Below are 12794 nucleotides of genomic sequence, written 5' to 3'. Positions count from 1 at the left end.
AGGAGAAGATTATGCCGAAGATCAATAAAAAACACAGAGTGATACTGGCTACTATCCTTGTGGTTATATCATTTATCCTCAAGGAAATATCCGGATACGCACCAGTAACAATAGTATTGATGCTTGCGACAACTCTAGTGGCAGGTCTTCCCATATTCAAGAATGCATTTGTGGCCTTGAAATACAAAATCGTCGGAATAGATGCCCTTGTTACAATTGCAGTTACAGGAGCCTTGTTTATTGGAGAGTATTGGGAGGCCGCTGCAGTAACTTTTCTCTTTATGCTTGGAGACTACCTTGAGTCGAGAACCATAGAAAAAACAAGGTCTTCAATCAAGGCTCTTCTTGATCTTGCACCCGATACTGCAAGGGTCCTAAGAAAAGGAAAGGAAGTCATTGTTTCTCCAGATGAAGTTCTAGAGGGTGAAACGGTTATTGTAAAGCCTGGGGAAAAGGTATCAGTGGATGGAACAGTTCTTGAAGGAAATGCATATATTAACCAGGCAGCAATAACAGGAGAATCACTTCCAATTTCAAAAATGAAAGAGGACGATGTATTCTCAGGTACAATTCTTGAGTCAGGCTACATGAGAATAAGAGCGGACAAGGTGGGAGATGACACCACATTCGCAAGAATACTTGAAATGGTTGAGGAAGCACAGGACAAGAAGGCCAAGACACAGAAGTTTTTGGAAAAATTCTCGAGATATTACACACCAGGAATAATTGCTTTGTCAGCACTTTTATACCTTTTCACAAGAGATCTGGTCCTTTCACTGACACTTCTTGTAATAGCATGTCCTGGAGCACTGGTTATTTCAACTCCAGTCTCAATAGTTGCCGGGATTGGCAATGGTGCCAAGCACGGAGTACTGGTCAAGGGTGGAGAAATCATGGAAAAGCTAGGAAAGATAAAGGTTCTGGCATTTGACAAGACAGGGACCCTGACAATCGGAAAACCAGTGGTAACTGAGGTAATTGCAATGGGTATTGATAAGAAAGAGCTTCTTAGAATTGCAGCCATTGGTGAAAGCTATTCTGAACATCCACTGGGAAGAGCAATAATAAACCATGCTGACGAAATTCTAGGAGATTACAAAGGAGATGTCGAAGAGGCTGAGATCCTTACCGGGCAAGGAATAAAGGCGAAGATTGAAGGCAAGGAGTATCTACTCGGAAACAGGAAGCTATTTATGGAAAACGGATATAATCTGGACCATGTTGAGAAAACCCTGCAAGATGAGGAAAGCAAGGGTCAGACGGCGATTATGGTAGGATTAGATAGTAATGTACTGGGTATTATAGCAATAGCTGATGTTGTTAGAGAAGATGCAAAATTGCTGATTCAGAACATTAAATCCCTTGGAATAAAAAAAGTTGTAATGCTCACAGGGGATAATGAGAGAGCGGCAAAGGCAATAGCTAAAGAGCTTGGACTTGACGACTACTATGCTGAGCTGTTGCCAGAAGACAAGGTGAGAGTTCTGATGGAGCTTCAGGAAGAATATGGAGCTACGGGTATGGTCGGAGATGGAGTCAATGACGCTCCTGCACTAGCATCAGCTGATCTTGGAATAGCAATCGGTGGAGCAGGCAAAGACGTAGCCATGGAGACTGCTGATGTTGTATTGATGTCTGAAGAAATAAGAAAACTGTCTCATGCAATCGGACTAAGCAGAGCGACTGTAGCAAACATGAAACAGAATATCTACTTTGCATTAGGGGTCGCAGCATTGCTTCTAGCTGGTGTGCTTGTGAAAACGGTGAATCTATCATTCGGTATGCTGGTCCACGAAATTAGTGTCTTGCTGGTTATCATTAATGCAGTCAGACTGTTGGGATATGGTGACAAGGGAAGAACCAGGAAAAAGGTTTTACAGACTGGAGAATAATAATGAAATGTAATTGCCATGAAAGAGAAGACCAGAATTGCATAGAACTTGTACCAATTTTCAGCAATCTAACAAAGGAAGAGATGTTTGAGATTGCAATGATTACTATGGAAAAGCACATGGATAAAGGTGAAGCCATTTACCTTGCAGGAGACAGACAAGACAGTCTCTATGTAATTCACCAGGGCAGAGTTAAAATCACCAGAACCAGTGAATCCGGAAAGGAACAGATTTTAAGGATTCTGGGACCGGGGGAGTTTATGGGAGAATTGACTCTTTTTTCCAAAGAATTGACTAAGGATTCTGCAGTGGCCATGGAAAAAACAATCATGTGCAAGATAGATGGTCAGGATATCAAGGGGTTGATGGCAAGATTTCCTTCAATTGCCTTTAAAATACTGGAGGAGCTAAGTCAAAGACTTGAAAAAGTAGAAACACTAGTTGAGGATATTAGCCTTTCATCTGTGGAAAGAAGAGTTGCAAAGAGTATCCTAAGTATGGAGAGGGATGGACTTGTGAAACTGGAAATGACAAAGGGAGACTGGGCATCCCACCTGGGAATGAGCCAGGAATCCCTAAGCAGAAAGCTGGGGCAGCTTCAGGAAATGGGAATTATCAAGCTTGAAGGACACAGAAAGATCTACGTGCTGGACGGGAAAAAGCTTTTAGAAATAGAATAAAGCCCAAAGAGGGCTTTAAACTGTACTATAGTTGCTTTCCATTATATCCAAAAGGTTTAGATATCTTGACTGGGTACCTGAATTTGTGGCTTCATTTTCAACATCGTCACAGTCGGAGTCAACCTTTGACTTGACCTCGTCAGGGAGCATATTCTCAGCAAATTTGTAAAGTGCTGTATTCTCCTTTTCAATATGTCTGTCAAGAAGGTCTGTATATGCAATTGCATTGCCGATAATATCCAGCCTTGCTCTGTCGTCGCCTTCCTTGAAGGCCTTGTAACCGGCTTCGAGGTTTGCAATAAACAAGCGACCTTGATCATGTTCAATATACATTCCTGTTATGGCACCTGATTTTGAAAGTTTCTCAATCTGGTTGTTCATTGCTTCAAAGAGGATATCTTCCTCCTTGCCGTGATGAAGTTTGTCGGCGTAGTTTCTTACAAACTCAATGATTTCAGGAAGATCTTCCAGGTTGTATTTGCCTTCGGTCATTATTCTGTAAGACAATTCCCTTAGAACCTTAAGCATTCTTCGGATATTTTGATGTTCTTCAACCATTATTTCAATAGATTTCAAAGTATCACCTCAAATAGTTTTTTGTTCCTGTAATGTTTACCCCAAATAAGTGGGGTCTAACATATATACAATGTAAAAGGAGGGTTTTCAATGAGCTTTAAAATTACTGACAAGGTACAATGGGTAGGAAAAATAGACTGGGAACTAAGGAGATTTCATGGTGATGAATACTCCACCAACAAGGGTTCATCCTACAATTCATATCTTATTAGAGATGAAAAGACTGTTTTGATTGACACAATATGGGCTCCATATGACAAAGAGTTTGTAGACAATCTAAAAAAGGAAATTGACCTTGATGAGATTGACTACATAATTGCCCAGCACGCGGAAGTTGACCACAGTGGGGCTCTGCCTCTGTTGTTAAAGGAGATACCAGATACTCCAGTGTATTGTACAAAGAACGGAAAAAGAATTCTACAGGGTCATTATCACGAGGATTGGAACTTCGTAGAGGTAAAAACAGGAGATACCCTTGATATAGGCGAATCAACACTGACCTTTGTTGAGGCAAGGATGCTGCACTGGCCTGACAGCATGATGACATATATGAGCGGCGAAAACATTCTTTTCAGTAACGACGCCTTCGGCCAGCATTATGCATCAGAATTTTTCTATAATGACAAGGTGGACCAATGCGAGCTGTGGGAAGAAGCAATCAAGTACTATGCAAATATTCTTACTCCATTCAGTAAGCTGGTTACAATGAAAATAAATGAGATTCTTGGATTTGAACTTCCACTAAGCATGATTGCTACATCACATGGTATTATATGGAGAGACAATCCTGCACAGATAGTTGAGAAATATTTGGAGTGGGCGGATGATTATCAGGAAAATCAGATTTCAATAATTTACGATTCAATGTGGCACGGAACAAGAAGAATGGCTGAAGGAATAATGGAAGGGATAAGAAAAACAGATCCTGACGTTACCGTAAAGCTTTTCAATGCGGCAATAACCGACAAGAATGATATTATTACGGAAATATTCAGGTCCAAAGGCATATTGCTTGGATCATCTACGGTCAACAAGAGCATACAACATGCTGTGGGCGGACTGATGGAGATGGTCAAGGGACTTGGGTTCCAGAAAAAGAAAGCTGCTGCATTCGGCTCATATGGCTGGAGCGGCGAATCAATTGGAATACTTGAAGGAAAATTAAAAGAGGCTAACTTTGAGGTTGTTCAGGAGGGAATCAAGTCCTTGTGGAATCCAGATGATGAGGCAATGGAAGAATGCAAAGACTTTGGAAAGAGATTTGCAGAGAGTTTTAAATAATAAGTTAGCGGGGGAAACCCCGCTTATTTTTTTGCCCGCATAAAAGGGAAAATTCAGGGTAACATTAGTCATATAGAGGATAACCTATTATCTCAAATTTTGTAAATCAGAAAGCAGGGAAAAATATGAAGATTGTTATTGCACATTGTGGCCTTGGAGAGGTGATGACTCCCGAGAATACGGTCGCACATATCGAAGCGGGAATAAAAGCATCAATGCCTATGGCAAAAATCAGCGGATATCCTTTACTTAATGGAGATAGCCCCCTAGCTCAAGTTACTGCTTTTGGGGGAGAAATTGTAATAGCGGGGACAGTGGATCCTTATTATAGAAAAATAGATGCAAGGTACGGAATAGTTGGAGGAGACCAGGTTGTAATAGATTTAACAGAAGCATCAGGTCTCGAAAGGCTGCAGGAGGATGAACGAAATCCTTTGCTGACTACAACATATGGGACGGGGCTTTTGATTAAGGATGCCCTTGACAGAGGTTTAAGAGATTTCTATATCTTCACACGTGGATCTTCAACAAATGATGGTGGCGTTGGTCTTTTGTCTGCTCTTGGATATAGATTCCTGGACAGGGAGGGAGATTCAATTACACTTAATGGAAGTGGGCTTTATTCAATAAGAGAGATTGATACAACAGGAATAGATGAAAGAATCAAGGAGGCCAGATTCACCCTGGTCACTGATTATACCAACCTCTACTCAGGAGTTAGGGGAATTGCTTATGAATATGGGCCACTAAAGGGTGCAAGCCCTTTAATGATTCAGTCTCTTGACAGGGGTTTGAGAAACTATGCCATGGAGGTTGAAAAAGCAACCGGAGTTGATGTTGATAGAATCAAAGGCACTGGAGCAGGTGGAGGAACAGGTGCAGGTGTAGTGGCTTTTCTAAAGGCAGAAGTAGTATCTTTTATTGAATCTTTTGTAAGGATGACTGGAGTATATGAAGAAATAAGGGACGCAGATCTTGTGATTGCAGGATCGAAGGAAGTCAGAAATCCTAGGAAAATGCACAGGGGAATGATGGCAACTGTTGAGATGGCTCAGAAAAATCATGTGCCTGTAGTCGGCGTATTCGGAAGTTTGTCCAAAGGATATGATGAACTGTATTCCAAGGGATTCAGGGGGATTTATGCTTTGTTCAATCATCCTTATGGTGAAGGTGCAGCATGGGATAAACCGGAAGAGGTCACAGAACGTATGATTGCAGCCTTGGCGCACCTTTTTGCATCAGAGGAAGAACTATGATGAACGACGGTAAGAGATACAAGAACCTCAGTGGTTATTTGAGAGAGACTTTTGGAGGAAAGGTTGCAAAACTATCAATAGACGGAGGTTTCAGTTGCCCTAATCGTGACGGTCACAAAGGTGACAGGGGATGTATTTTTTGTGGAGAAAGCGGAGCTGGTGAATTCGCTTCAAGATCGGGTACCTTGGAGAAACAGCTAAATGAACAGATTGACTTATTAAGCCAAAAATGGAAAACAGATAAATATATAGCATATTTTCAGTCCTTTACAAATACTTACGCTCCTGTCCATAAGCTCAGGAAGATTTTTGAACCAGTACTGAGGCATCCCGGAGTAGTAGGGTTAGCAATTGCAACTAGGCCGGACTGTCTACCTGATGATGTATTGGAGTATCTTGCTGATTTAAACACTAGAACATATCTTTGGGTTGAATTGGGCCTTCAGACAATACATGAAGATACGGCAAGTCTTATCAGACGTGGATATCCACTGAAAACTTACGAAGAGGCAATAGAAGCCTTAAGGAGTAGAAATATCAAAACTGTAACTCACTTGATAATAGGTCTTCCACATGAAACCAGGGAGCAAATCCTACAATCGGCAATGTACTTAGCCAAGACCGAAACGTGGGGAGTTAAATTACATTCCATGTACATACAAAAGGATACTGATTTGTATGAGATGTACTTAAGAGAACCCTTTCCGCTGATGACCAGAGATGAGTATGTAGAGCTTGTAACTGAAATCATAGCAATATTACCTGAGGAGATGGTAGTTCATAGAATAACAGGTGATGGTGACAGAACCCTTTTGCATGAGCCACAGTGGAGCAAGGATAAGTTAAAAGTCATTGCTTCAATAGATAGACGACTGAAGGATCTCCATATCAGACAGGGCTCAGGAATTGGATTGTAATTGAATTGTAAAGACTTCTCAAAGGAGAGGTCTGTTTTTTTGGGTATAAATGGTATAGGAGCATGTAAAATGAAAGTGAGGTGCAGATATGACAAACAAGAAATGGGTATTGATCTTGATGTCTCTGATATTGGTAATTGCTTTGGCAGCCTGCGGCAACAACGAGGAAGAAGCACAGGAGCCTGAAGCGGAGCCACCAGTTCAGGAAGAACCTGTTCAGGAGGCGGAAGAAGATGAGAAGGAAGTAATAATGGAAGAGTTCAGAGACATTGTCGAGGAAGGCGAGGCTTCAGTTTCCAACATCAAGCAATTCATGCACGAGAATCTGCCAGTTCTTGGAGAATTGGAAGGAAACTATATACTTGATAATCTTGAAAACGCACTCAAGAAAGAGATTGAAGTTGTGAACCTGAACATTGAGCAGTTTGATGCTGAAGAAGAGCTTATGGACCTGTTTGGTGACCGGATCAGCCTACCGGAAAATATGATTGGAGAGATAGACAACTTGGATCTTAGATCAACTGTTCAAGATGCATATGACAATCATTACAAGTTGATAAGCAGGGAAGGACAGATTGAAGCTGTAATTGATTATTCAAGCCTTAAGGAGTATCAATCGAAAGTAACCGATGAGTGGAAGGAATACATCGACATAATGGCAATTGAGTCCGACGACCCCGCTTATAATGATGGAGCTTTAACGATTACATTTGACCAGCTGGCTGAAAGGATACTAAGGATTGAGAATTACCTTAACAGATATATTTCCGGTCCAAGGCAGGAAGAGCTTCTGGAAATGTATGAAAATCAGCTGACAGCATATTACAAAGGACTTCCAAATACTCCAATAGCGGCATATGACAGTGGAGTGGTTATGGAGAATGTATACAAATCCTATGAAAGCACGGCTGCAAATGAAGGCTATGTAACATCCAGCATGATAAATGAATACAGGACTGCAATTAGGGACAATGATATGATAGTGGATGATTCAATACTATCACTTGCTGATCAATATATAGACGAGTCAGTAAGAGTGTTGAGAGAATTCAAGTAAATCATAGCTTAAGAAGGGGCCGCAAGGCCCCTTCTATATGCGTTAATGAAAATAATTCAGGGTATATATATTAGTGTTATGAGAGGAGTGGTAGAATGAGTGAATTAATCGACAATAGAAGTAAAAAGCCATATGACAAAGAGAAGCTTGAGAAGTTGAAGGAAGTTATAAAAGAGCTCCACGAGGGTAAGACCGTAGATGAAGTGAAGGCCAAGTTTGCAGATGTATTGGAGGGTACCTCACCACTTGATATATCAAGGATGGAGGTTGAGCTGGTAAAGGATGGTTTGCCAATTGAGGAAATACAGAACCTGTGCGATGTACATGCGGAGGTTTTCAAGGGTTCAATTGAAGAGATTCATCATGCCGATGAGGTTCCTGGACATCCTGTCTACACACTTCGTCAGGAGAACATGGCATTGACGAACATAATGGAAGAGTTAATTCCAGAGGATCTTGAGAAATTTATGGAGAACGACTCTGATGACAACAGGTTTAAACTTATTGAGGATATAAATTTGATTTGGGACATAGACAAGCACTACAGCAGAAAGGAAAATCTAATATTTCCATATCTTGAGAAAGCTGGAATAACTGCTCCACCACAGGTTATGTGGGGAGTGGACGATGAAATCAGGGAAAAGATAAAGGCTGCAAAGAAGCAGCTTGTGGAATATTCCGGAAACAAGGAGCTGGTAAAGGAGAAGATACTGGCAGCAACCGAACAGGCAGTTGATATGATATTCAAGGAAGACAGCATCCTGTTTCCAATGGCCTTGGATACCCTCACAGAGGATGAGTGGATCAAGGTTTACGAGGGCTCTGAGGAGATTGGTTATGCGGTAATACCTCCTCAAAAGGAATGGGAGCTTAAAAGGGTCAACGTGTTGAAGAAGGAAGAAGAGGACAAGGGTATAACAGATAGCGGATTTGTAAAATTTGAGACTGGTATACTATCATCCAAGGAGCTTGAACTTATGCTTAACCACATACCTGGAGACTTCACCTTTGTTGACAAGGACAACATCGTAAAATACTTCTCCCAGGGCAAGGAAAGAATATTTGCCAGAACAAAAGCCATAATAGGACGTACGGTTGAAAACTGCCATCCACCAAAAAGCGCTCATATTGTAGAAGCAATTGTAAATGACTTCAAGGCAGGCAAGAAGGAATCTGAAAGCTTCTGGATTCAAATGGGAGAGAAGTTCGTTCTTATCCAGTATTTTGCAGTAAGAGACAAAGATGGTCAGTTTATGGGTACTCTTGAACATACAATGGATATTGCTCCACTAAGAGCTCTTGATGGCGAAAAGAGGCTGATGTCCGAGTAATCCATTTAATGTTTAAGTGAAATTAGATTTTAATGGAGGTAGGTACCATGAATAAAGTAATGGTGATGTTGGCAAATGGATTTGAAGAGGTAGAAGCCCTCACGATTGTAGACTACCTTAGAAGAACCGGAATTGAAGTAAACATGGTCTCAACAGAGGACGAACTACAGGTAGAAGGTTCTCATGGTATAAATGTAATATGCGATATCATGATTTCCGATATTAAGAACCCTTTGAATTACAGAGGGATTTTTATTCCGGGAGGATTACCTGGTGCAACTAATTTAAGAGATGACGACAGGGTAATTGACCTTGTCAAGAAACTTGCAGAGGCGGGTAAGATGGTTGCTTCAATATGTGCCGGACCAATTGTTCTTTCCAAGGCAGGAGTAATAGACGGCAAGAAAGTAACCAGCTACCCTGGTTATGTAAGAGATCTTGTGGGATCAGTATACAAAGAAGACTTGTTTGTCAGGGATGGCAATATCATAACATCCAGAGGACCGGCTACGGCAGTTTATCTTGCAATGGAGATGATTAGATATCTTCAGGGAGATGAAAAACTGAGAGAACTCAGGAAAGCCATCCTATTGGATATGGTTTATTAAGAGAGACGAGGCTAAAGGCCTCTTTTCTTTTTGGGAACCAACTATAAATCAGTGTAAATCGCATTTGTATCCAAATTGTAATACTATGAAAAGCATAAATAATTGTAAATACACCTCAACTATAGTATTATATAATGTAGCATAAAAACAAATGAGGTGTATTATGAAAAAACAATTTATAGCGGTATTTATGGCCTCTTTACTAATATTCGGTGCTTTTTACGGCATTCTGGCCAATACTGTATTCAAAGATGATACAGCAGTAGCTTCAGATCCTGAACAGATCGAGGATCCATCTCAGGATAAGGAACCGGTTGAGGAAGAAAAAAATGATATACTTTTCCTGCTAATGGGCGTTGATGCGCAGGATATAGACGAGTCAGAAGGTACCAGAACGGATACAATGATGCTGACAAGCATCGATTTGGATACAGGTAAAATAAGCATCCTGTCAATACCAAGAGATACGAGGACGACGGTTCAGGGTAGACTGGACAAGATAAATGCAGCCCATGCATACGCAGGACCTGAATACTCAGTTGAGGTAGTGCAAAATCTTTTGGATATAGATTTGGAGTATTATGTAAAAGTAGACTATCAGATTGTCCAGGATGTAGTAAATTCAATAGGAGGAGTAACTGTTGAAGTTCCGTTTAATATGAAATATAGGGATCCGACTGCGAAACCACCCTTGAATATCAACATACAAAAAGGTATACAAACTCTTGATGGGAAAAACGCTCATGATTTTCTGAGATTCAGACATAACAATGATTTTACTGTGGGTTATCCTGATGGTGATGTAGGTAGAACAAAAACACAGCAGTATTTCATGAAGGAACTTGTAAAGCAGACAATGAAACCAAAAAATCTACTCAAGCTTCCAATGCTTATAGAGACATACTTTGACAATGTTGAGACGAATATTCCAATAAGTGTAATGCTCAAGGGAGCTCTAGCAGCAAACAAGATAGATGTGGAGTCAATGGAGACTGCCACTCTGCCAGGAGAAGGCAGTTATATTGGTGGGATAAGCTATTATATCCACAACGGAACAGAAACGGAGGAAGTTATAAGGACCATGTTCGGAAATTACTTAGTGGATTAAGTTTCTGCCACAAGAATAATTAAAAGAGGTGTAATTATGCGAAGGGTAAGAAAAAAAGAACATATTGAAAATTATCTGAAGACTTCCTACAGAGGAGATACTTTACTGGGTGATGTTTTTATATCTCACAATTCATTGCCTGATTTAAATTTTGATGAAATTGATACAAGTACAGAGTTTCTAGGTAAAAAAATCAATAATCCAATTATGATAAATGCAATGACAGGTGGATCTGATTTCTCGCAGGAAATAAACAAGGATCTTGCAACACTTGCTAAAGAACTTGGAATACCAATGGCAGTGGGATCAGAGACTATTGCTCTGGAGGATTCGGAAAGCGAGAAGTCGTTTAGAGTAGTAAGAGAAATAGTCGGGCCCGAAGGTATTGTTATCGCAAACCTTAGTGGTCTAGCCTCACTTGAAGAAGCAAAAAAGGCTATTGAAATCGTTGATGGAGATGCTATTCAACTTCACCTTAACATGGCTCAGGAGCTTGTTATGGAGGAAGGGGACAGGGAATTCAAAGGCGTCTTGAATAACATAGAAAGTATTGCAAAAGGCATAGACAAGCCTTTGATCATCAAGGAAGTAGGATTTGGAGTATCATACGAAGTTGGCAAGAAGCTGTATGATTCTGGTGTAAGATATCTGGATATATCAGGCTATGGTGGTACAAACTTTATTGAGATAGAGAACCTTAGAAGCCATGAAGTTGATTTTTCCGAACTATATTCCTGGGGAATTCCAACCGCTGCATCACTGGTACAGTGCAGAAAGCTTCCTGATGATATGAAGCTTGTAGCTTCAGGCGGAATCAGAAACTCCATGGATATTGTAAAGTCCCTTGTACTTGGCGCAGATATTGCTGCGATAAGCGGTGAGCTGCTTGCTTACCTTGTACATGGTGGTTATGCCAATGCCAAGGATTACCTGGAAAGTAATCTTTACAAGATGAGGGTCTTGATGATGCTTCTTGGAAAAGGGAATATAGAGGAGCTTAAGAAAACGGATTACAAACTAACTGGGAAACTCAAGGAAATAATCTAGATGAAATAGGGTTCAGTTGTGGACCCTATTTTCGTAAAAAAAGGTGGGAGCCATATGAAACATAAAATTTTGGATAGGCTACATGAAGAGGAGGATTTTTTATCTGGTGAGAAACTTTCAGAAGAATTCGGCCTTAGCAGAACTGCAATATGGAAGCATATGAAATCTTTGAAAGAGGATGGATATCAGATTGAAGCCGTAACAAGAAAAGGGTATAGGCTTGTCTCATCCCCTGACATTGTGAATTATGATGAGATCAAAGAGATTCTTCATACGCAGGTGATCGGTAAAAAGGTAGTATACTTTAGGTCTCTGGAATCTACCAATAAGACAGCCAAGGAAATTGCAGCTATAAGCAGAGAGGGTACGATTGTTGTCGCAGAACAACAAACCAAGGGGAGAGGTCGCCTAGGCAGAGAATGGATATCTCCCAATAGAAAAGGTCTATATTTCTCAGTTATACTTAAGCCAGATACAGATCCCACCAAGGTAGCAAAATTGACTCTTTTAGGTGCAGCGGCAGTGAACAAGGGATTTTTGGATATGGGCATTGAATCCGAAATAAAATGGCCAAATGACATAATAATAAATGGCAAGAAAGTAGCAGGAATACTTACGGAGATGAATTGTGAGCTTGGGACTATCAATCACATAATTCTTGGAATTGGAATCAATGTAAACCAGTCAAAGGAAGAAATACCTTATGAATTGTGGGATAGAGCTACATCACTTCTTATTGAAAAAGGGACGGTCGTTGACAGAAAAGAGTTATTTGCAGCAGTTCTGAACAGATTGGACCAGTTCTACATTGACTTTGAGAATGAGAAGAATGTCGATAATATTCTTGAAATATGCCGCGATAGATCTGCAGTAATTGGAAAAGACATAATCGTCATTCAGGGAAGTGTATCAAGAAAAGGTCATGCTGTTGGGATTAATCACGAAGGTCAACTTCAGGTAAGGTTTGATACAGGTCTGGAAACTGTATATTCAGGAGAAGTATCAATACGAAGAGAAGATGAATATATTTAGCATACTGGG

General features: G+C 40.5%; 12 protein-coding genes. 11 read left to right on the top strand and 1 reads right to left on the bottom strand.

Annotated features, from left to right (window positions below; all coding sequences use genetic code 11):
- The first annotated feature begins 11 nt into the window (after positions 1 to 11).
- Together ACOEN1_RS05695 and ACOEN1_RS05690 are read left to right on the top strand one after the other, a co-directional pair.
- Positions 12 to 1892 (top strand): heavy metal translocating P-type ATPase, encoded by a 1881-nt coding sequence (locus ACOEN1_RS05695; RefSeq protein WP_422485547.1) that lies wholly within the window; start codon positions 12 to 14, stop codon positions 1890 to 1892.
- Between the two features lie 2 nt (positions 1893 to 1894).
- A complete protein-coding gene (locus tag ACOEN1_RS05690; RefSeq protein WP_422485545.1) occupies positions 1895 to 2572 on the top strand; it encodes a Crp/Fnr family transcriptional regulator in 678 nt (225 codons plus the stop codon).
- Positions 2573 to 2587: 15 nt separating this feature from the next.
- Here the strand turns inward: ACOEN1_RS05690 and ACOEN1_RS05685 are convergent, their stop codons facing one another.
- Positions 2588 to 3148, bottom strand: coding sequence for a hemerythrin domain-containing protein (locus ACOEN1_RS05685; protein WP_422485544.1), 561 nt, complete (start codon positions 3146 to 3148; stop codon positions 2588 to 2590).
- 90 nt (positions 3149 to 3238) lie between these two features.
- Between ACOEN1_RS05685 and ACOEN1_RS05680 the strand changes: the two genes are divergently transcribed.
- The 9 genes from ACOEN1_RS05680 to ACOEN1_RS05640 all read left to right on the top strand — a co-directional run bounded on the left by ACOEN1_RS05680 (position 3239) and on the right by ACOEN1_RS05640 (position 12785).
- The gene (locus tag ACOEN1_RS05680; protein ID WP_422485543.1) at positions 3239 to 4429 is read left to right on the top strand and encodes an anaerobic nitric oxide reductase flavorubredoxin; all 1191 of its coding nucleotides are present in this window, start codon (positions 3239 to 3241) and stop codon (positions 4427 to 4429) included.
- Between the two features lie 125 nt (positions 4430 to 4554).
- Positions 4555 to 5685 carry a glycerate kinase gene (locus ACOEN1_RS05675; RefSeq protein WP_422485542.1) on the top strand — a complete coding sequence of 377 codons (1131 nt, stop codon included), beginning with the start codon at positions 4555 to 4557 and terminating at the stop codon, positions 5683 to 5685.
- Positions 5685 to 6602: a TIGR01212 family radical SAM protein gene (locus ACOEN1_RS05670; RefSeq protein WP_422485541.1), complete on the top strand. Its 918-nt coding sequence runs from the start codon at positions 5685 to 5687 to the stop codon at positions 6600 to 6602. The genes ACOEN1_RS05675 and ACOEN1_RS05670 overlap by 1 nt, the downstream gene beginning before the upstream one ends.
- A gap of 88 nt (positions 6603 to 6690) precedes the next feature.
- Positions 6691 to 7659, top strand: coding sequence for a hypothetical protein (locus ACOEN1_RS05665; protein WP_422485540.1), 969 nt, complete (start codon positions 6691 to 6693; stop codon positions 7657 to 7659).
- 95 nt (positions 7660 to 7754) lie between these two features.
- Positions 7755 to 8990 carry a DUF438 domain-containing protein gene (locus tag ACOEN1_RS05660; protein ID WP_422485539.1) on the top strand — a complete coding sequence of 412 codons (1236 nt, stop codon included), beginning with the start codon at positions 7755 to 7757 and terminating at the stop codon, positions 8988 to 8990.
- Between the two features lie 47 nt (positions 8991 to 9037).
- A complete protein-coding gene (locus ACOEN1_RS05655) occupies positions 9038 to 9598 on the top strand; it encodes a DJ-1 family glyoxalase III (protein ID WP_422485538.1) in 561 nt (186 codons plus the stop codon).
- 163 nt (positions 9599 to 9761) lie between these two features.
- Positions 9762 to 10706, top strand: a complete 945-nt coding sequence (locus tag ACOEN1_RS05650) for an LCP family protein (RefSeq protein ID WP_422485537.1) — start codon at positions 9762 to 9764, stop codon at positions 10704 to 10706.
- A 36-nt stretch (positions 10707 to 10742) separates the two neighbouring features.
- Entirely contained in the window at positions 10743 to 11753 is a 1011-nt protein-coding gene (fni, locus tag ACOEN1_RS05645; protein WP_422485536.1) for a type 2 isopentenyl-diphosphate Delta-isomerase, read from the top strand.
- Between the two features lie 54 nt (positions 11754 to 11807).
- A complete protein-coding gene (locus ACOEN1_RS05640; protein ID WP_422485535.1) occupies positions 11808 to 12785 on the top strand; it encodes a biotin--[acetyl-CoA-carboxylase] ligase in 978 nt (325 codons plus the stop codon).
- Positions 12786 to 12794: the final 9 nt, after the last annotated feature.

It is taken from the genome of Gudongella sp. DL1XJH-153 (assembly GCF_049310905.1).
Classification (GTDB): Bacteria; Bacillota; Clostridia; order Tissierellales; family Tissierellaceae; genus Gudongella.
This window is presented reverse-complemented; position numbering and strand designations above follow the sequence as displayed.

Excerpts from the sequence above, each read along its gene's own strand:
- ACOEN1_RS05695 (WP_422485547.1), top strand. The coding sequence starts at position 12 with ATGCCGAAGATCAATAAAAAACACAGAGTGATACTGGCTACTATCCTT.
- ACOEN1_RS05690 (WP_422485545.1), top strand. The coding sequence starts at position 1,895 with ATGAAATGTAATTGCCATGAAAGAGAAGACCAGAATTGCATAGAACTT.
- ACOEN1_RS05680 (WP_422485543.1), top strand. The coding sequence starts at position 3,239 with ATGAGCTTTAAAATTACTGACAAGGTACAATGGGTAGGAAAAATAGAC.
- ACOEN1_RS05675 (WP_422485542.1), top strand. The coding sequence starts at position 4,555 with ATGAAGATTGTTATTGCACATTGTGGCCTTGGAGAGGTGATGACTCCC.
- ACOEN1_RS05670 (WP_422485541.1), top strand. The coding sequence starts at position 5,685 with ATGAACGACGGTAAGAGATACAAGAACCTCAGTGGTTATTTGAGAGAG.
- ACOEN1_RS05665 (WP_422485540.1), top strand. The coding sequence starts at position 6,691 with ATGACAAACAAGAAATGGGTATTGATCTTGATGTCTCTGATATTGGTA.
- ACOEN1_RS05660 (WP_422485539.1), top strand. The coding sequence starts at position 7,755 with ATGAGTGAATTAATCGACAATAGAAGTAAAAAGCCATATGACAAAGAG.
- ACOEN1_RS05655 (WP_422485538.1), top strand. The coding sequence starts at position 9,038 with ATGAATAAAGTAATGGTGATGTTGGCAAATGGATTTGAAGAGGTAGAA.
- ACOEN1_RS05650 (WP_422485537.1), top strand. The coding sequence starts at position 9,762 with ATGAAAAAACAATTTATAGCGGTATTTATGGCCTCTTTACTAATATTC.
- fni (WP_422485536.1), top strand. The coding sequence starts at position 10,743 with ATGCGAAGGGTAAGAAAAAAAGAACATATTGAAAATTATCTGAAGACT.
- ACOEN1_RS05640 (WP_422485535.1), top strand. The coding sequence starts at position 11,808 with ATGAAACATAAAATTTTGGATAGGCTACATGAAGAGGAGGATTTTTTA.